This is a genomic window from Streptomyces sp. NPDC060028 (genome assembly GCF_042736725.1).
GTDB lineage: Bacteria > Actinomycetota > Actinomycetes > Streptomycetales > Streptomycetaceae > Streptomyces.
This window is the reverse complement of record NZ_JBHWVJ010000005.1, coordinates 34,648-53,830: the sequence shown is the minus strand read 5'-3', so window position 1 is coordinate 53,830 and position 19,183 is coordinate 34,648. Positions and strand designations below refer to the sequence as shown.

At 72.0% G+C, this 19,183-nt stretch carries 15 protein-coding genes and 1 pseudogene; 11 read left to right on the top strand and 5 right to left on the bottom strand.

What is annotated here, in order from left to right; genetic code table 11:
• Positions 1-63 precede the first annotated feature (63 nt).
• Positions 64-1,758 carry a bifunctional 3'-5' exonuclease/DNA polymerase gene (locus ACFWBF_RS04305; protein ID WP_385594924.1) on the bottom strand — a complete coding sequence of 565 codons (1,695 nt, stop codon included), beginning with the start codon at positions 1,756-1,758 and terminating at the stop codon, positions 64-66.
• Between the two features lie 231 nt (positions 1,759-1,989).
• On the opposite strand from ACFWBF_RS04305, the gene ACFWBF_RS04300 reads away from it, so the two are divergent.
• On the top strand, positions 1,990-3,189 hold the full coding sequence (locus tag ACFWBF_RS04300; RefSeq protein ID WP_385594921.1) for a DUF2786 domain-containing protein: 1,200 nt from the start codon (positions 1,990-1,992) through the stop codon (positions 3,187-3,189).
• Between the two features lie 32 nt (positions 3,190-3,221).
• Here the strand turns inward: ACFWBF_RS04300 and tatA are convergent, their stop codons facing one another.
• Complete coding sequence (tatA, locus tag ACFWBF_RS04295) at positions 3,222-3,389, bottom strand: Sec-independent protein translocase subunit TatA (protein WP_385222170.1); 168 nt, start codon at positions 3,387-3,389, stop codon at positions 3,222-3,224.
• Between the two features lie 122 nt (positions 3,390-3,511).
• On the opposite strand from tatA, the gene ACFWBF_RS04290 reads away from it, so the two are divergent.
• A complete protein-coding gene (locus ACFWBF_RS04290; RefSeq protein ID WP_385594918.1) occupies positions 3,512-5,581 on the top strand; it encodes an FUSC family protein in 2,070 nt (689 codons plus the stop codon).
• Between the two features lie 119 nt (positions 5,582-5,700).
• Positions 5,701-5,937 (top strand): DUF397 domain-containing protein, encoded by a 237-nt coding sequence (locus ACFWBF_RS04285; RefSeq protein ID WP_385594915.1) that lies wholly within the window; start codon positions 5,701-5,703, stop codon positions 5,935-5,937.
• Positions 5,938-6,057: 120 nt separating this feature from the next.
• On the opposite strand, the gene ACFWBF_RS04280 is transcribed toward ACFWBF_RS04285, so the two are convergent.
• The gene (locus ACFWBF_RS04280) at positions 6,058-6,567 is read right to left on the bottom strand and encodes an ATP-binding protein (RefSeq protein WP_385594913.1); all 510 of its coding nucleotides are present in this window, start codon (positions 6,565-6,567) and stop codon (positions 6,058-6,060) included.
• A gap of 343 nt (positions 6,568-6,910) precedes the next feature.
• On the opposite strand from ACFWBF_RS04280, the gene ACFWBF_RS04275 reads away from it, so the two are divergent.
• The 6 genes and pseudogenes from ACFWBF_RS04275 to ACFWBF_RS04250 form a co-directional block, all read left to right on the top strand.
• Positions 6,911-7,789, top strand: coding sequence for a helix-turn-helix domain-containing protein (locus ACFWBF_RS04275; RefSeq protein ID WP_385594910.1), 879 nt, complete (start codon positions 6,911-6,913; stop codon positions 7,787-7,789).
• 89 nt (positions 7,790-7,878) lie between these two features.
• Positions 7,879-9,336, top strand: coding sequence for an aldehyde dehydrogenase family protein (locus tag ACFWBF_RS04270; protein ID WP_385594907.1), 1,458 nt, complete (start codon positions 7,879-7,881; stop codon positions 9,334-9,336).
• A 52-nt stretch (positions 9,337-9,388) separates the two neighbouring features.
• The gene (mrdA, locus tag ACFWBF_RS04265; RefSeq protein WP_385594904.1) at positions 9,389-11,476 is read left to right on the top strand and encodes a penicillin-binding protein 2; all 2,088 of its coding nucleotides are present in this window, start codon (positions 9,389-9,391) and stop codon (positions 11,474-11,476) included.
• Positions 11,477-11,590: 114 nt separating this feature from the next.
• Entirely contained in the window at positions 11,591-12,103 is a 513-nt protein-coding gene (locus ACFWBF_RS04260; protein WP_385594901.1) for a DinB family protein, read from the top strand.
• A 76-nt stretch (positions 12,104-12,179) separates the two neighbouring features.
• Positions 12,180-12,938: a MerR family transcriptional regulator gene (locus tag ACFWBF_RS04255; protein WP_385594897.1), complete on the top strand. Its 759-nt coding sequence runs from the start codon at positions 12,180-12,182 to the stop codon at positions 12,936-12,938.
• Positions 12,939-13,069: 131 nt separating this feature from the next.
• Positions 13,070-13,738 (top strand): annotated as a pseudogene (locus ACFWBF_RS04250) (DedA family protein); the annotation flags it as partial.
• Positions 13,739-13,847: 109 nt separating this feature from the next.
• Here ACFWBF_RS04250 and ACFWBF_RS04245 read toward each other — a convergent pair.
• A complete protein-coding gene (locus ACFWBF_RS04245) occupies positions 13,848-15,479 on the bottom strand; it encodes a threonine/serine exporter family protein (protein ID WP_385594894.1) in 1,632 nt (543 codons plus the stop codon).
• A gap of 191 nt (positions 15,480-15,670) precedes the next feature.
• Positions 15,671-16,165 (bottom strand): inorganic diphosphatase, encoded by a 495-nt coding sequence (locus ACFWBF_RS04240; protein ID WP_215011464.1) that lies wholly within the window; start codon positions 16,163-16,165, stop codon positions 15,671-15,673.
• 173 nt (positions 16,166-16,338) lie between these two features.
• On the opposite strand from ACFWBF_RS04240, the gene dacB reads away from it, so the two are divergent.
• Together dacB and ACFWBF_RS04230 are read left to right on the top strand one after the other, a co-directional pair.
• The gene (gene dacB / locus ACFWBF_RS04235) at positions 16,339-17,772 is read left to right on the top strand and encodes a D-alanyl-D-alanine carboxypeptidase/D-alanyl-D-alanine-endopeptidase (protein WP_385594891.1); all 1,434 of its coding nucleotides are present in this window, start codon (positions 16,339-16,341) and stop codon (positions 17,770-17,772) included.
• 60 nt (positions 17,773-17,832) lie between these two features.
• The gene (locus tag ACFWBF_RS04230; protein ID WP_385594888.1) at positions 17,833-18,978 is read left to right on the top strand and encodes a zinc-dependent metalloprotease; all 1,146 of its coding nucleotides are present in this window, start codon (positions 17,833-17,835) and stop codon (positions 18,976-18,978) included.
• Positions 18,979-19,183 lie beyond the last annotated feature (205 nt).

The window sequence follows — 19,183 nt, the reverse complement described above, 5'->3', positions numbered from 1 at the left end:
AGATCGCGCTCGACCCGAAGTGGTTCGGCTGAGCGGGCGGGCGGCGGCCGCCGCCACCCCGGGTCACTTCGCGTCGGCGTAGCACTCCACGATCGCCGTCGTGAAGGGGAAGCGGACCGGGGTGTCGCCGAAAGCGATCCGGCCGGCCAGGTCGCCGGCGGTGCGGATGGCCTCGGCGACGGCTTCGGCCTCTTCCTGGGGGCAGTGCACGATCACCTCGTCGTGCTGGAAGAACACCAGCTCGGCCCGCATCCCGGCGGTGGCCTGGCGCAGGGCCGCGAGCAGCAGCAGGGCCCAGTCGGCCGCGCTGCCCTGGACCACGAAGTTACGGGTGAACCGGCCCCGGGCGCGGGTGTTGGTCGAGGCGTAGCTCGGGGTGTAGCCGGCGGTGTTGCCCGGGGTGTGGCCCTCGTCCCGTTCCTGCGGGATGCCCGCCTCGCCTTCCTCGGGGGCGTCGGCCGGCGGCGGGCAGGTCCGGCCCAGCCAGGTGCGTACGAGACGGCCCTCCTCGCCCGCCCTGGCCGCGTCGTCCACGTACGCGACGGCGAGCGGGAAGCGGCGGCGCAGCGCGGCCAGGTTCTTCAGGCCGTCGCCGGAGGTCTGCCCGTACACGGCGCCGAGCACGGCGAGCTTCGCCATGTCCCGGTCGCCGGAGAAGCCCTGGCGGGAGATGGCGGTGTACAGGTCCTCCGGGCGTCCGGCCACTTCCATGAACGCCGGGTCGCGGGAGATCGCGGCGAGGACCCGGGGCTCCATCTGGTCGGCGTCGGCGACGACGAGCCGCCAGCCGGGGTCGGCGACGACGGCCCGGCGGATCACCTTGGGGATCTGCAGGGCCCCGCCGCCATTGGTGACCCAGCGGCCGGTGAGGGTGCCGCCGGGGATGAACTCGGGGCGGAAGCGGCCCTCGTGGACCCAGTCCGCCAGCCAGGCCCAGCCGTGGGCGGTGTAGATGCGGTACAGCTTCTTGAACTCCAGGAGGGGTTCCACGGCCGGGTGGTCGAGGTCCTGGATCTCCCAGCGGCGGGTGGACTTCAGCTTGATGCCGGCCTCGGCGAAGGCCTTGACGACGTCGGCGGGGAGCTCGGGGCGCACCCGGCGCCCGAAGGCGTCGGAGATCCGGTCGGCCAGCTCCGCGAGCCGGCGGGGCTGCCCACCTCCCGCGTACCGCTCTCCGAGCAGGTCGGTGAGCAGGGAGCGGTGTACGTCGGCCCGCCAGGGCAGGCCGGCGCGGTTCATCTCGGCCGCGACGAGGAAGGCGGCGGATTCGGCGGCGGTGAGCAGCCGCATCCGGTCGGGGTGCGCGGTGGCGGCGAGCCGCTTCGCCTGGTCGGCGTGGACGGCGAGCAGCGCGTCGAGCGGCACCGGGGCGGGCCGGGGCTCGAACAGCGAGTCCTGGGTCCCGGGCGTGGCCGCGCGCTGCGGCGGGTCGGGAGGTACGGGCGCGCCGGTGAGGCGGGCCCAGGCGGCGGCGGCCGAGCGGGGCTCGCCGAAGCGGCCTTCGTGGCCGAGGAGCAGCAGCTCGGCGTCCTCGATGTCGTGGCACCGCTCGACGCGGGCGCCGGCGGCGAGCAGGCGGGGGTACACGGCGGCGGTGGACCGCCACACCCACCGCGTCCCGCCGGGTGCGGCGCGCACGGCCTCGGCGGGGTCCCGCACGCTGACGCGCGGGCCCGCGCCGTCCGCACCCAGGGGTGCGGCGTGCCAGGCCCCGTCGCCGTCCTCGGCGAGGGCCCACCGGGGGGTGTGCTCGCTCATGAGGGCGAGTCTCCCACCGGGGTACGACAGCCACCTTCCCGGCGCGGCTCAACCCCCTGGGGCCAGGCCCGGAACCCGCGCCTCAAACGCCGGCGGGGCTGGTTTCGGGCTGATGCCGCCCTGTGGCTCGCCGGCTCGCCGCCACGCCCGCAGGGCGATGTGAGGTTCCCGGTCCGCAGGTTCGACCTCGCGGATTTCCGGGGGGCGGCACACCGAGGCAAGCTGAGAGGCGTGACAGATCTTGCCGACATCGTCGACCGTGCGTGCGAAGCCGCCCTCTACAGCCAGGACGACTCCGCGCTGGATGCCGGGGCCTCGCTGCTCGCCGCCGACACCGGACGGTGGGCCGGCGTCGGGCAGGTGCTGCTCGCGCGCGGGGAGGGTTACGTACGGCAGGCCTGGGAGCGGGGGTGGCAGCCGGCCGACGTGCTGCGGCTCGTGCGGCGGGACCTCGGGCAGATCCACCTGGACGTCACCGGCGACCTGGTCGCCGGCGAGGCGCGGGCGTACGCGCGGCTGCCCGAGCGGTGGACCGACGCCGAGGTGTGGTGGGGGGACGACGAGCGGTACGGGGAGCGGCTCGCGGCCCGTGCGCGCGTCGACCGGTTCACCCTGGCGACGGCCGTCCTGGAGGTGTTCCGGCTGCTGATCCGGCTGCCCTCCATCGAGCCCGTCGGCCCGCTGCCGGGCGATCCTGTCCTCGCCCACGCCGCGCTGGAGCACGCGCACATCGAGCCGCGCATGCTCGGGCGGATCCGCGCGCTGCTCGCCAAGGCCGAGGCGACGACCTTCCCGGAGGAGGCGGAGGCGCTCAGCGCCAAGGCGCAGGAGCTGATGGCCCGGCACACGGTCGACGAGGCGCTGCTCGCCGCGAGCGGCAAGGGCCCGGCCCAGGTGCCCGGCGCATGCCGGATCGGGGTCGAGCCGCCGTACGAGGAGGCCAAGGCGGTGCTCCTCGACGCGGTGGCCGGCGCGAACCGGTGCCGGGCCGTGTGGAACAGCGGCTTCGAGTTCTCCACGGTGGTCGGCTTCGAGAGCGACCTGGAGGCGGTCGAGCTGCTGTACACCTCGCTGCTGGTGCAGGGCACGGCCGCGATGACGCGCGCCGAGGCCGGGCAGCGGGCGGGCGGACGCAAGCGGACGAAGACGTTCCGGCAGTCGTTCCTGTTGGCGTACGCGAGCCGGCTCGGCCAGCGTCTCGCCGAGACGGCCGAACACACCGCGGCCGAGGTCCCGGACAACCTGCCGGCGCTGGTGGCCCGGGACGTGGCCGTCACCTCGCGGGCGCAGGAGATGTTCCCGCGGACGACCACGACCCGGCTGCGCGGGGCCACCGACCTCGCGGGCTGGGAGGACGGCACGGCGGCCGCCGACCGCGCACACGTGGGCGGAAAGGCAAGCGCGAGCCGGCGTCCGCTGCCGGGGAGTTAGTCAGCCGGTTGCGCAGTTGGCTGGTCAGTTGGTCAGGGCTGGTTGTCCTCGCCCCGCAGCGCGCGGGACTCCGCCTTCAGGATGCGCGCCGACTTGCCGAGGGAGCGGGCCATGTCGGGCAGCTTCTTCGAGCCGAAGACGATGAGGCAGACGACGAGGAGGACGACCAGGTGCCAGGGCTGCAGGGCGTTGCGGAGCATGTGCGTACCCACCTTTTCGGGTGACCGTGGTGATCACCGTCCGATGATCGGCCTTATCGAAGCGCTTGTCACCAGACCTGTACAAATCTGAAGAAGTCCTGAAAACGGCTACGCTCGTCGCCATGAGCTGGCTGCGGGCGCTGAAGGACACCGCCCGCAGCGGCATGACCGTCGAGCGGACCCGCCTGGAGCCCCTCACCGCCCTGCGCGCCGCCGCCGGGCTCGCCATCGTGATCGCCGCCGGGCTGGCGTTCCTGGGGCCCGGTTCGGCGGCCAGTTCCGCCTTCGGTGCCTTCATGGCCGCCATCGCCACGTTCCAGAAGAGCTGGCGGCCGCGTCCCGTCCTGGCCCTGGCCGCCGGGCTGACGCTGGCCGTCTCCACCTTCATCGGCTACCTCGTCGGGTCCCGCGACACCGGCCTGTTCCTCGTCCTGCTCGCCGTCTGGGCCTTCGCCGCGAGCCTGATGTGGGCGGCCGGCCCCACCGCCGGGATGATCGCCTCCGGCAATGTCGCGATCATGCTCGTCACCGTCACCCTGCCGACCTCCGTGCCGCAGGCCGCCGGGCACGCCGCGATGATCGCCGCCGGCGGAGTGGTCCAGGCGCTGCTGATCGTCCTGTTCCCCGTCCGCCGCTGGGGCGCCCAGCGCGACGCCCTGGCCGACGCCCTCGCCGCCGAGGCCGACTACGCCCGGCGGCTGCGCCACGACCCCGTCGCGCACTTCGACCCGGAGCCGCTGATGCGGGCGCGGGCCGCCGCCACGGTCACCCGCCGCCAGGCCCGGCGGCGCCCGGCCGAGCTGCACGGGGCGCGCGGGCTCGCGGAGCGGATCCGCCCGGTGCTCGCCTCGCTCGCGGACCCCGCGGTCGGCGCCCCCGCCGAGGGGCCGGCGCGCGACCGGGTACGGGAACTGCTCGCGGCGGCCGGGTCGGTGCTGGACGCCGCCGCGCGGGCGATCCGGCACGGGGAGCCCGTACGCCTGCCCGGCCCGGACCTCGCGGTGCTGAAGTCCCCCGACACGGCGGACCTCCTCGACGGCGCGGCGCTGCGGGCCGCGCGCCGGCTCGCCGCGCTGCTGGACGACGTACTGGAGACGGCCGAGCCGGGCTTCGGGCGCACGGCCGACCCCGGCGAGTCGATGCTGCGGCCCACGCTGCTCGCGCTGGTGCCGGTGGTGCTGAAGGCCGTACGGGCCGAACTGCGGCCCGGCTCGCCCATCCTGCGGCACGCCCTGCGCGTCACCGCGGTGGCCTGCGCGGGCTACGTCATCGGCCACGCGCTGCCGCTGGGGCACGCCTACTGGGCCCCGATGGCCTCCGTCATGGTGATGCGGCCCGACTTCACCCAGACGTACTCCCGGGCCGTCGCCCGCTTCGGCGGCACCCTGGTCGGGGTGGCCGTGGCGACCGCCGTCGTACAGCTCGTGCAGCCGGGGATGTACCTGTCGGGCTTCCTCGCCGTGGTCAGCGCGGGCCTGATGTACGTACTGATGCGCACCGGGTACGCCGTCGCGCAGCTCTTCGTCTCCGCGTACGTGGTCTTCCTGCTCGGCATGGGCGGGGTCCGCTGGGACCAGACCGTGCCGGACCGGGTGGGCCTGACCCTGCTCGGCGGGCTCCTGGCGATGCTCGGGTACGCCCTCTACCCGGCCTGGGAGACCCCGCGGCTGCGCACCCGGCTGGCCGACTGGGTCGAGGCCCTCGGGGAGTACGCGGCCGCCGTGCTCGGGCAGTACGCCGACCCGGCCGGGGCCGCGCGCGGGGAGGTGCGCCGGGCGCTGCTGGCGTCCCGCGACGCCCGGATCGCCTGGCAGGACGCGCTGGACCGGGCCGCGGGGGAGCCGGTGCGCCACCGCGGCATCTCCCGCGCGGCCGCCGACGAGGCGGCCCACGCCCTGGCCGCGCTGGGCCAGAGCGTGATGCTGCTGGAGGCCCACCTCCCGGACCGCGCCCAGGCCCCGGTCCCGGGCGCGGCCGCCCTGGCCCGGGCGCTGCGCACGGCGACGCGGGAGGGCGCGAAGGCGGTGCGCGAGCGGCGGGTGCCGCGGTGGGACGGGGTCCGAGAGCTGTCGGGGGACTGGGGCGCCCCGGGGTCGGGGGTGCTGCGCGGGGCGGCCGAGCAGGTCCTGGAGTCGCTGGAGGAGGTCTCCCAGGCGCTGGGTCCGACCTCCCGCGCGGAGACCCGCCATTAGCAGTGCGCAGAGCTGTGATCAAGAGGGCACAGCGCGTGCACGTGCATCTGCCCATGCAGGCGCTTATGAACACAGCTATGATCCGGTGCAGTTGACATCTGCACTATCGGGGGCTTCCTGTGGACCACGCGTACAACGGGATGGCAGCTGCAGAACTCGACGGCGTGACCTGGCAGAAGAGCAGACACAGCAACTCGCAGGGTTCCTGCGTGGAGTTCGCGAAATTGCCTGGCGGTGACGTTGCCATGCGCAACTCGCGCTTTCCGGACGGTCCGGCGCTCGTGTACACGCCGGCCGAGATAGAGGCTCTGCTGCTGGGCGTCAAGGACGGCGAGTTCGACCACCTGACCGGCTGACAGGCCGGACCGGAACGGCGCCAAGATCAAGCCATGCACGTGCACTGGCCGGGACTGATCGAAATGATCAACCCCGGCCAGTTGTCGTATATATGGCTTCGTATATGGCTTTCGGTCTCGCTAGGCTTCCTGGAGCATGAACAGCGCCCAGACCACCTTGCCGGTCAGCCGTCCCGCGAGCGGGTGCCAGCCCCAGCTGTCGCTGTAGGAGTCCACGAGGAACAGCCCGCGCCCCGACTCCAGGTCGCAGTTCTCCTCGGTCCGCTCCGGCACGAACGCCCCGCCCGGCCGGTCCTCGCTGGGATCGCGCACCGCGCACACCAGCCGGGTGCTCCACCGCATCAGGTGCAGCCGTACGGGCGGCTCCGGCTCGCCGCCGCCGCGCGCGTCCTCAGGCAGGGCATGGCGGAGCGCGTTGGTGACGAGTTCGGAGACGACCAGGGCCACGTCGTCGAAGCGGTCGTCGAGGCCCCACTGGGCGAGCGTCGACCGGGTGAACGAACGGGCGCCCCGCACCGCCTCGTACCGGGCGGGCAGAGCGCAGGAGGCGGACCCGGAGACAGCCGTGGGGTCGACCGGGGGAAGCCCCTGCCGTAACGGCTCGAGCATGGTCGATCCATTCGTCCCCATGCGAGGCACTCCCGGGATTCGCGGACAGAGCGGCAACTCTGCCCAGAAAGAACTGCGGGGTGGGTCCCGCGCCGGCGCGAAGAGCACGCAGGTGCGCGGCACCATGGTTCCGAATGCGGAAGCCGGATGCAAGGGCAGATGCACGTGCACGCGCCGGACCTGTCCACTCCCGTGACGGTTCTTGCTCATTTCTTCCTACGCATACTTACGGACTTCTTTTCCGGGACGCCGGATTCCGTTACAGAACGAGTACGGACCGATGCGTTTTGGTGGCAGACTGCGGGCCCTGGGGCACGGGGGCCCCGCGACGCACACCACGCGCAGACCACGCGCAACCATTGCGATGGGGAGGGCAGGACTAGTGACCGCAGAAGCCAGCGGTTCTGTGGTGCGCCGCATCCTCCTGGGCTCACAGCTCAGGCGACTCCGAGAATCCCGCGGCATCACCCGTGAGGCGGCCGGCTACTCGATCCGCGCATCCGAATCGAAGATCAGCCGCTTGGAGTTGGGAAGGGTGAGCTTCAAGGCAAGAGACGTCGAGGACCTCCTCACGCTCTACGGAGTCACGGACAGCGCCGAGCGGGAGTCCCTCCTGGGGCTGGTCCGCGAGGCCAACGCGACCGGCTGGTGGCACAGTTACGGCGACGTGCTGCCCGGGTGGTTCCAGACGTACATCGGCCTGGAGGGCGCGGCCTCGCTCATCCGCATCTACGAAGTGCAGTTCGTGCACGGTCTGTTGCAGACGGAGGCCTACGCCCAGGCCGTCGTCAGCCGCGGCATGCCCGGCGCCACCCGCGCCGAGATCGACCGCCGCGTCGCACTGCGCCTGGAGCGCCAGAAGGTACTGGTCTCCGAGAACGCCCCGGTCTTCCACGCCGTGCTCGACGAGGCCGCACTGCGCCGCCCGTACGGCGACCGCGATGTGATGCGCGGCCAGCTCGAGCACCTCATCGAGGTCTCCCAGCGGCCGAACGTACAGCTCCAGGTCATGCCGTTCTCCTTCGGCGGCCACGCCGGCGAGAGCGGCGCCTTCACCCTGCTGCGCTTCCCGGAGTCCGATCTCCAGGACATCGTCTATCTGGAACAGCTCACCAGCGCCCTCTACCTCGACAAAGACGAGGAAGTGGGGCAGTACGGAAGGGCGATGGAGCGGTTGCAGGCAGACTGCCCCGACCCCGACAGGACCCGGGATCTCCTCCGTGGCCTGCTCCAACTGTCTTGAACCGCACGTAGTATGACGTCTGATCAGTGCATGACGACCGATCGGTCTCCGGTGCAGCGCACGGGTGCGCGCTCGCAGTAAGGGATGGCATGTCCATATTCGAGGACCTGGCTCACCAGTACATCGACGGCGAATGGCTGGCCGGCACCGGGTCGTGGGACATCATCGACGTCAACCCGTACAACGGGGAGAAGCTCGCGGCCATCACCGTGGCCACCGTCGAGCAGGTGGACCAGGCCTACCGCGGCGCCGAGCGGGCCCAGAAGGAATGGGCCGCCACCAGCCCCTTCACCAGACGTGCCGTCCTGGAGCGCGCCCTGCGGATCACCGAGGAGCGCGAGAAGGAGATCGTCGAGGCGATGATCGACGAGCTCGGCGGGACCCGTCCCAAGGCCGAGTACGAGGTCCACCTCGCCATGGAGTTCATCCGCGAGGCCATGCAGCTGGCCGTCCGCCCCGAGGGCCGCATCCTGCCCTCGCCGGTGGAGGGCAAGGAGAACCGGGTCCAGCGCCTTCCGGTCGGGGTCATCGCCGTGATCAGCCCCTTCAACTTCCCCTTCCTGGTCACCCTGAAGTCGGTCGCCCCGGCCCTCGCCCTGGGCAACGCGGTCGTCATCAAGCCGAACCAGAACGCCCCCGTCGTCGGCGGCGGGGTCATCGCCAAGATCTTCGAGGACGCCGGGCTCCCGGCCGGACTGCTCAACGTCCTGGTCACCGACATCGCCGAGATAGGCGACGCGATCCTGACCCACCCCGTCCCCAAGGTGATCTCCTTCGCGGGCTCCGACCGGGTCGGCCGGCACGTCGGAGCGGTCGCCGCCCGCCACTTCAAGCGCACGGTCCTGGAACTCAGCGGCAACAGCGCGCTCGTCGTCCTCGACGACGCCGACCTCGACTACGCGGTGGACGCGGCGGTCTTCAGCCGCTTCGTCTACCAGGGCCAGGTCTGCATGGCCGCCAACCGGATCCTGGTCGACGCGGCCGTGGCCGAGGAGTTCACCGAGAAGTTCACCGCGCGGGTGCGCGGCCTGAAGACCGGCGACCCGCACGAGGCCGACACCCACATCGGTCCGCTGATCAACTCCTTCCAGGCCGACGCCCTGACCGCCCTCGTGGACCGAGCGGTCGAGGAGGGCGCGCAGGCGCTCGTACGGGGATCTACGCGCGGCAACCTGGTCGAGCCGACCGTACTGGCCGGGCTCCCCGAGGACTCCCCGCTGCTGAGCCAGGAGATCTTCGGCCCGGTGGCGCTGCTGGTGGTCTTCGACGGCGAGGACGAGGCCGTACGCCTGACCAACGCGACCCCGTACGGGCTGAGCGGCGCCGTGCACACGCGGGACGTGGAGCGCGGGGTGCGCTTCGCGCAGCGGATCGAGACGGGGATGATCCACGTCAACGACTCCACGATCGGGGACGAGCCGCTGGCCGCCTTCGGCGGGGAGAAGGCCTCGGGCCTGGGCCGGCTCAACGGCGAGGCGACGGTGGAAGCCTTCACGACGCAGAAATGGATCTCCGTTCAGCACGGTCGGACCCGTTTCCCGTTCTAGACACCCCTAGACTCGGCCGGGTCAGGCAGGACGCGTCCCGGGGAGAGCCGAGTTGAGCAACATACCGGAGACCGGGCGGACGCCCCGGGTCCAGAACCGGCTCGTGATCATCCAGGTGGTCGCGTTCTCGCTGCTGCTGACCCTCGGCGGGCGCCTTTGGTTCCTGCAGATACGCAACGGCCAGGAATACACGGACGAGGCGAAGAACAACCACACCCAGCAGGTGGTCCAGCCCGCCGTGCGCGGCGCCATCCTCGACTCCCGCGGGGTCCCGCTCGCCGACAACGAGACCCGTCTCGTCGTCTCGGCCAGCCGCACCGACCTGTCGAAGATGCAGGACCGCGGCAAGGACGTCCTGACCCGGCTCGCCGGAGTCCTCGGCCTGAAGCCCGAGGACGTGGTCGACAGCGTCCGGCTGTGCGACGCCAAGACCCCCAAGCCCTGCTGGAACGGTTCCCCGTACCAGCCGATCCCCATCACCGCCGAGGCGACCACGGACCAGGTGCTGGAGATACGGGAGCACGCCGAGCAGTTCCCGGGGATCAGCGCGGAGCCCACCGCCCTGCGCCGCTACGCCGCCCCCGACCAGGCCAACACCTCGCAGGTGCTCGGCTACCTCTCGCCGGTCACCGACGCGGAGATCGCCAAGGCGAAGAACTCGGACTCGCCCTACCTGCGCTCCGACCAGGTGGGCCGCTCGGGCCTTGAGCGCACGTACGACAAGGAGCTGCGCGGCAAGGCGGGCATCACCCGCTACGAGGTGGACAACCTCGGGCGGGTCATCGGCCAGGCCCAGGCCGACAAGGCGCAGCCCGGCTCGAACATCGTGACCTCGATCGACGCGCGCGTGCAGGCGGTGGCCGAGCGCGAGCTGAACAACGCGATGCTCGAGGCGCGCGACACCTACGACAAGATCACGCACAAGAACTACGAGGCCGACTCGGGCGCGGTCGTCGTGATGGAGGCCAAGACCGGCCGGGTCGTCGCGATGGCGTCCAACCCGACGTACGACCCGAACGCCTGGGTGGGCGGCATCTCCGCCGAGGACTACGCGGGACTCACCGACAAGGAGTCCAACTACCCGTTGCTGAACCGGGCGATCCAGGGCCAGGCGGCCCCGGGCTCGATCTTCAAGGTGGTCTCCTCGACCGCGGCGGTCAATGCCGGGTACCCCTTCAACGCCCGCTACGGCTGCCCGAGCTCGTACTCGGTCGGCAGCCAGACCTTCACGAACTTCGAGTCCCAGGGCTACGGCGACATCACCATCGGCCGGGCGCTGGAGGTCTCCTGCGACACCGTCTACTACGGCATCGCGGACCGGGAGTGGAAGAAGGACGGCGGGATCAGCCCGAAGAAGGGCCCCGCCGACTGGTTCTTCAAGACGGCCCACGAGTTCGGCCTGGGCAAGCCCACGGGCATCGACCTGCCGAACGAGGTGACCGGCCGGGTCCCCGACCGGCAGTGGAAGAAGGACTTCTTCGAGGCGAACAAGGCCGCCTGGTGCCGGGACGGCAAGAAGGACGGCAGCTTCGCCGAGAAGATCGCCTACGAGAACTGCCGCCAGGGCAACCAGTTGCGCGAGGGCGACGCGATCAACTACTCGATCGGCCAGGGCGACACCCTCGTCACGCCGGTCCAGATGGCGTCGGTCTACGCGGCCATCGCCAACGGCGGCACCCTCCACCAGCCGAGCATCGGCAAGGCGGTCGTGAGCGCCGACGGCACCTCGGTCCGCGAGCTCGCGCCGAAGGAGCAGGGCCGGCTGCCGATGGACGCGAAGCTGCGCGACGACATCGACGGGGCCCTCGCGGCGGTCGCCACCACCGGCAGTGCCGCATGGCGCTTCGGCGGCTGGCCGCAGAAGCAGATCCCGATGCACGCGAAGACGGGCACGGCCGAGGTCCAGGGCAAGCAGACCACCTCGTGGTTCGCCTCCTACACCGAGGACTACGCGATCGTGATGACGATCTCCCAGGGCGGCACCGGCTCCGGGGCCTCCGGCCCGGCGGTCCGCAAGATCTACGAGGCGATGTACGGGCTGGACCCGACGGGCAGGCAGGACCTCTCCAAGGCCCTGCTCCCCAAGCCCGCCTCCGCGCTGCCCGCACTTCGCCCGGACGGGGAAAACGCCCCTCATTGAGGACAGGGGCTGACCGCAAGCCTGCGTAACGTGGTTCTTGTCAGCAGAGAGACACGCAAGCAGCACGCGAGCAGCACGCAAGCAGCGACACCGAAACAGAAGGTGGTTCAGGTCATGGCTCAGCTTTCCACTGAGGTTCCCGGCGACGAGCGCGGCACGCTCCTGTCCTTCGTCGAGGCCCAGCGCACGGCGATCCGCGAAACGCTGGAGGGGCTGACCGAGGAGCAGGCCGCGAGCCGCCCCAGCGCCAGCGAGCTCTCGCTGTCCGGCCTCGCCAAGCACGTGGCCGAGGTCGAGCTCAACTGGCTGCGGATGGCCCAGCAGCGGGAGAACGAGCGGCTGCGCACCCCGGAGACCCGGACCGAGGGCTTCCGGCTGGTCGGGGACGAGACCGTCCCGCAGGTCCTGGCCTTCTGGGACGAGGTCGCCCGCGAGACGGCGGAGTTCATCGCGGCCGCTCCCAGCCTCGACGACGTGTTCCCGCTCCCGCAGGCGCCCTGGTTCCCCAAGGACGGCAAGGTCTCCCTGCGCTGGATGCTCCTGCACCTGGTGGAGGAGTTCGCCCGCCACGCGGGGCACGCGGACATCGTCCGCGAGTCCCTCGACGGCACCCGCGCCATGGGCTGAAGGACGCCGGACTTGCACCTCACGCCACGTGAGGGACGACAGTGAGGGGCGTACCCGACCAGAGGAGCGGATGAAGATGGGCTACTCCGTGGGACAGGTCGCCCGATTCGCCGGAGTCACGGTGCGCACCCTGCACCACTACGACGAGATCGGGCTGCTCTCCCCGAGCGGCCGCAGCCACGCGGGACACCGGCGGTACGACGACGCCGACCTCGACCGGCTGCAGCAGATCCTGTTCTACCGGGAGCTCGGCTTCCCGCTCGAAGAGGTCTCGGTCCTGCTGGACGACCCGGACTCGGACCCGAGGGAGCACCTGCGCCGGCAGCACGCCCTCCTGTCCGACCGGATCGACCGGCTCCAGCAGATGGCCAAGGCCGTTGAGCACGCCGTGGAGGCAAGGAACATGGGCATCAACCTCACGCCCGAGGAGAAGTTCGAGGTCTTCGGGGAGTTCGACCCCGACCAGTACGCGGCCGAGGCCGAGCAGCGCTGGGGCGCCACCGACGCGTACAAGGAGTCCGCCCGCCGCGCGGCCTCGTACACGAAGGCGGACTGGCTGCGGATCCAGCACCAGGCGCAGGACGTCAACCGGCGGCTCGCCGCCCTGCTGGACTCCGGCGCGGCGGCCGACTCCGAGCAGGCCATGGACCTGGCCGAGGAGCACCGCGGCTGGATCAGCGGCAACCACTACGACTGCCCGTACGAGATGCACACCTGCCTGGGTGAGATGTACGTCGCCGACGAGCGCTTCACGGCGCACTACGACGCCGTCCGCCCCGGGCTGGCGGTCTTCCTCCGCGACGCGATCATGGCGAACGCGGTGCGCAAGGTGTAAGCGGAACGTTCCTCGCACGGCCCCCGCGGGTACCTGGAACCTGCCGGGGGCCGTATGCGTTCATAATTGGAACCACCCGTCGCGTTCGCCCGCACCGCCGACACCCCCCGATCCAGGAGATCCCGGAACTCGTGAATACGCTTGCGCTCGGCACTGAGTGGCTGTCCCCGGAGTATCTGATCGGGCAATTCGGTCTGATCGGCATCCTGGTCATCGTCTTCGCGGAGTCGGGTCTCTTCGCGTTCCTGCCCGGGGACTCGCTGCTGTTCACGGCGGGCCTGTTCGTCGCGAGCGGCACGATCTCACAGCCGCTGTGGCTCGTCTGCACGCTGATCGTGGCCGCGGCGATCCTCGGCGACCAGGTGGGCTACCTGATCGGCAAGCACTTCGGCCCGAAGATCTTCAACCGGCCGAACTCCAGGCTCTTCAAGCGCGAGAACCTCGACGCGGCGCACGACTTCATGGAGAAGCACGGTCCCAAGGCCATCGTGCTCGCGCGCTTCGTGCCGATCATCCGCACCTTCGCGCCGATGGTCGCGGGCGCGACGGCGATGAAGTACCGCACCTTCCTGACCTTCAACGTCATCGGCGGCGCCCTGTGGGGCGCGGGCGTCACGGTCCTGGGCTACCAGCTCGGCCAGTTCGAGATCATCAAGAACAACGTCGAGCCGATCTTCATCGTCATCGTCCTGATCTCCGTCATTCCGGTGATCTTCGAGGTGCTGAAGTCCCGCAAGGAGAAGAAGGCCGCGGCCGCCTCCGGCGGGCAGCCCGCGCCCGGCGACGACCCGCAGGCCCCGGGCCAGCGCGGCGGCCGCCACGCCAAGCGCTGAGCCCCGTACCGCCTGACCGTGAGCCCCGGAGACCCGCGAGGGTGTCCGGGGCTCACGCGTGTGTCCCCGCGGCGCGCTAGAAGCCGCGGGTGCGCTTGGCGGCCCGGCGCTTGGCGGCGCTCGTGGCCCCCGGGATCCGCATGAACAGCCGGGAGGTCTCCGAACCGAGGTTCACCCCGATCGCGATGGCCAGGGCGATCGCGGCGGCGTTCGTGAGGGAGCCGAGGCCTTCGTTGAGCCGGTTCTCGGCGATGAGCAGCAGCCCGTAGTACGTCGCCGAGCCCGGCAGCAGCGGGCCGATGGCCGCCGTCACGTACGGCAGGGCCGAGGCGAAGCGGTAGCGGGAGAAGAGCTGCCCGAAGAGGCCGACCAGCCCGGCCGCGACGGCGGTGGACGGCACCGGCGGGATGCCGCCGGCGTAGTGCAGGGCCCCGTACGTCACCCAGGCGACCCCGCCGTTCAGGGTCACGATCCACACGGTGGAGCGCTCCTGCTGGAGCAGGATCGCGAAGGTGAAGACCAGCACCATCGAGGCCGCGATCTGCAGCAGCGGCCGATGGGTGATCTGCAGGACCTCCTCCGGCCTCGGGGAGGCGTCGAACTGCAGGCCGACGTAGAGCACGACGAGGACGCCCATGATGATGCCGATGAAGAGGTACATCACCTCCAGCAGCCGGGCGGACGCGGTGATGTAGAAGCCGGTCAGGCCGTCCTGCACGGCCGCGACCAGGGCCCGCCCCGGCAGCAGCGCGAACAGCCCGCCGGTGATCACGGCGGAGGCGCGCACGTCGATCCCCGTCATGTTCAGCGCGACCCCGATCGCGGCGGGCGGCATGGCGGCGACCACGAACTGGTAGAACTCCGGCAGCCCGCGCCCCGCGCACAGCCAGGCGAGGCGGTCACCCAGGACCGCGCCGATCGCCGCTGCGAAGAAGACGAGGACCCCGCCGCCGACGAGCGTGGAGGCCGCCCCGGCGAGCAGTCCGGCGGCGGCCGTCAGCATCCAGCCGGGGTAGGGGTGGCGGTTGCGGCGGATCTCGGCGAGGCGGCGGTAGGCCTCCTCCAGCGAGATGTCGACCTCGTGGGCGCTGATGTCGTCCACCAGGCGGAACACGGCCGCGAGCCGGTTGTAGTCGGTACCGCGGCGGCGCACGGTCCGGTTCGCCGAGACCGGGTCGTCCACGAGCGAGGGCTGGTGGGTGATGGACAGCATGGTGAAGGTGACGGTGGGCTCGCAGCGGTCCAGCCCGTAGCTGCGGGCCACCGCGAACATCGCGGCCTCCACGTCCTCGGCGCCCTCGCCGCCCGCGAGCAGCAGCTCGCCGATGCGCAGGGTGAGGTCGAGTACGCGGCCCACGGCGGGCCCGGCCTCGGTCTGCTTCTGCACCGGCTCGGGCACGGGTCGTACGTCGACCGGCATGCGCAGCATCGTGCGCATGCGGTCCTGCCAGGGGGAGGCGACGGGGAGGCCCGGGCCGGGGGTGTAGGCGGGCGGGGACTGCGCGGCGCTGTAGGTGGCCGGGGTCGCGAAGGCGGAACCCTCCTCCGGCTCGGCGGGCAGCGCCGCCAGGCCGTCGGGGACGGCGAACTCCGAGGTCGGCTGGTCCTCCTCGGACGCGTCCGGCCCCATGCCCGGCGGAGGAGTGAAGGCGCTGTGTGCCTCGTCGGACGTGGGCTTCCTGTCCTCTGCCCCGTCGGCCTCCGCCACGCGTCCTCCACTCTTGCGACCACCAGCGGTATCAGTATGCGGAACCGTTTCCTCCCCAGCGTCCCGGGGCGGAGCCCCGGGGACGGAACGCGACAGCGGGCGGCACCCCCCGTCGGGGGTACCGCCCGCTGTCGCGCCCGTGCCGGAGGGGCCGGGGGGAAACCCCCGTCGGCCCCGCACACCGGCGGAGCCTAGTGGTGGCCGCCCTGGGCCTCGAGGCGCTTGTACGAGGCCTCGATCTCGGCCTCGGCCTCGGCGCGGCCGACCCAGTCCGCACCCTCGACCGACTTGCCCGGCTCCAGGTCCTTGTAGACCTCGAAGAAGTGCTGGATCTCCAGGCGGTCGAACTCGGACACGTGGTGGATGTCCCGCAGGTGCTCCACACGCGGGTCGGAGGCCGGCACGCACAGCAGCTTGTCGTCGCCGCCCGCCTCGTCCGTCATGCGGAACATGCCGATCGCGCGGCACTTGATGAGGCAGCCCGGGAAGGTCGGCTCGTCAAGGATGACCAGCGCGTCCAGCGGGTCGCCGTCCTCGCCGAGGGTGTTCTCGACGAAGCCGTAGTCGGCCGGGTAGCTGGTCGAGGTGAAGAGGCGACGGTCCAGACGGATCCGGCCGGTCTCGTGGTCGACCTCGTACTTGTTCCGCGAACCCTTGGGGATCTCGATGGTGACGTCGAACTCCACGTCCTGCTCCTCCATGATCAGCTTCAGCAGCCCGAATCGCTTCGAGACCGCATTTGATTCAATACGCGCGCGTCCGGCCCAGCCCTGCCGGGTGGGGTGCCATGCTCGCGGCAAGACGCAGTGGTTAAGTGTCCCTCACGCATATGTGTGATCGCGAAAGGGGCTGGTCCGAGGTGCCATTGGCCAAGACGTGGCAGCTCATCGCCGGGTCGGCCGTCGCCGGCCTCGCCCTTTCGGCGGTGGCGGTGGGCGCCGCCGGTCCTTGGGACTCCGGCCAGCGTAAGGCCGAGCGGGACAAGGCCGCCTCCTGGAGCCTCACGGGTGGCGCAGATCACGGCGCCGACGCGGCCGGAGCGCTCCCGCAGGCCGCCCCGAGCGCCCCCGGGGTGCTGGCCGCCGTCGGCCCCGGCGGCGCCGCGAAGGCCGGCGCGGTGGACCCCGGGGGGCTCGCCGCCGCGCTCCGGCCGCTGCTCGCGGACCCCGCGCTGGGGAACGTGCGCAGCGCCTCGGTGATCGACACCGCCACCGGGCAGGTCCTGTACGAGTCCGGGGCGCGGGAGGCCATGACCCCCGCCTCCACCATCAAGATCGCCACCGCCGCGGCCGCGCTCGCCGCCCTCGGGCCCGAGCACCGGATCCGGACCACCGTGACCCCCGGCGCCGGCCCCGGCCAGATCGTCCTGGTCGGCGGCGGCGACCCCTCGCTCACCGCGAAGAAGAAGGCCCCCGCCGGCCCCGGCGGCAGCCTCGTCGCCCTGGCCGCCGACACCGCGCAGGCCCTCAAGGCCGCCGGCACCGACACCGTGGGCCTCGGCTACGACGACTCCCTGTACACCGGCGCCGTCCGCCACCCGATCGGCCGCAACGACAACCTCGCCCCCGTCACCGCCCTGACGGCCGACGAGGGCCGCCCCGACGACTCCGCCTCCGGGCCGGTCGAACGCACCGAGGACCCCTCCGGGGACACCGCCCGCGCCTTCGCCGCCCTGCTCAAGGAACGCGGCATCAAGGTCACCGGCGAACCCGCCAGGGCCACCGCCCCGGCCGGCGCGGTCCCGCTCGCCACCACCCTCTCGACCCCGCTGGCCGGGCTCGTCGAGCGGATGCTGACCAACAGCGACAACGACATCGCCGAGGCGCTGGCACGCCAGACCGCCCTCGCCTCCGGCCGGCCCGCCGGCTTCGAGGGCGCCGAGCAGGCCGTCACCGACCGGCTCGCCTCGCTCGGCGTCGACGTCGCCGGCTGCCGCTTCGCCGACGGCAGCGGCCTGGCCCGTACCGACAAGGTCAGCGCCGGCCTGCTGACCGGCCTGCTCGCCAAGGCCGCCGACCCCCGGCGGCCCGAGCTGCGCCCCGTACTCACCGGGCTGCCCGTCGCAGGCTTCACCGGCACCCTGCGCACCCGCAATGCCGGCACCTCCCCGGCGGCCGGAGTGCTGCGGGCCAAGACGGGAACCCTGACCGGGGTCAACTCCCTCGCCGGAACCGTCGTGGACCCCTCCGGGCGACTGCTGGCCTTCGCCTTCCTCACGGCGAACAGCCCGGCCGCGGAAGGCGCCGAGAAGGCCCTCGACAAGCTGGCCGCCGCGGTCGCGACGACTCCCTGAGCACTGCCTGACGGCTTCCTGGGGGGTCCGCCCGGGGGCTGGTCCACGTACGGTTGACGCATGACGAGCATCGGTGGTGCGGAGATGGTCGACTGGAACCTCGCGGTGGCGACCGCGACCCGGCTCGTGCGCCCCGGCCCGGAGGTCAGCCGGGACGAGGCCCGGGCCGTCGTCGCGGAGCTGCGCAGGCACGCCAAGACCTCGGAACGGCACGTACGCGAGTTCACCCGGATGCTGCCCGAGAGCGGCGGCCTCCCCGACACCCCCGTCCTCGTCGTGGACCGGGCCGGCTGGGTCAAGGCCAATGTGGCCGGCTTCCGCGAGCTCCTGGCGCCCCTGCTCGGCAAGATGCAGGACCGCCGCGCAGGCACCCCCGGAGCGGCCGTGCTCGGCGCGGTCGGCGGCAAGGTCACCGGCGTCGAGCTGGGCATGCTGCTCAGCTTCCTGGCCTCCCGCGTACTGGGCCAGTACGAGACCTTCGCGCCGGTCACCCGCGAGCTGCCGGGCTCCCCGGCGGGCGGCGGCCGCCTGCTGCTCGTCGCGCCGAACATCGTGCACGTCGAGCGCGAGCTGGGGGTGAACCCGCACGACTTCCGGCTCTGGGTCTGCCTGCACGAGGAGACGCACCGTACCCAGTTCACGGCCGTCCCGTGGCTCCGCGAACACCTCGAGGGCGAAATCCAGACGTTCCTCGGCGCCACCGAGGTCGACCCGATGACCGTGCTGGAGCGCCTGCGCGAGGCCGCCCAGTCCTTCGCCGGCGCCCGGCCCGACGCCGAGCGGGGCGAGGACGGCCGCTCCCTGGTCGAGCTCGTGCAGACGCCCGAGCAGCGCGAGGTGCTGGCCCGCCTCACCGCCGTCATGTCCCTGCTGGAGGGCCACGCCGACTTCGTCATGGACGGGGTCGGCCCCGAGGTGGTGCCCTCGGTCGCCGAGATCCGGGAGAAGTTTCAGCAGCGCCGGGCCAGCGGCGCGGGCCGCCTCGACGCCGCCCTGCGCAAGCTGCTCGGACTCGACGCGAAGCTGCGCCAGTACCGCGACGGCGAGCGTTTCGTACGGGCCGTCGTCGGCCAGGTGGGCATGGACGGCTTCAACCGGGTCTGGACCTCCCCGAACACGCTGCCGACCAAGGCCGAGATCGCCAAGCCCGCGGACTGGGTCGCCCGTGTGCACCGCAAGGGGAGCGAAGAGAACTCAGGGAAGTGAAGTGGAGTGACACGAGGGGCGTAAACATGTCCCTCTGGGGGAAGCAGCGTCACCCGTCCGAGGGACCGTGGGCCGTGGAAGGGCGTGCGATGCTCGGGGAACGGCTCGGTTCTGTCACCATCGACGCACTCTGAGTGACAACCCCGCCCCGCGGCGGGGGCGTCGGACAGCACCCCCGGCACACCACCCGCATCACCCTCCCCAA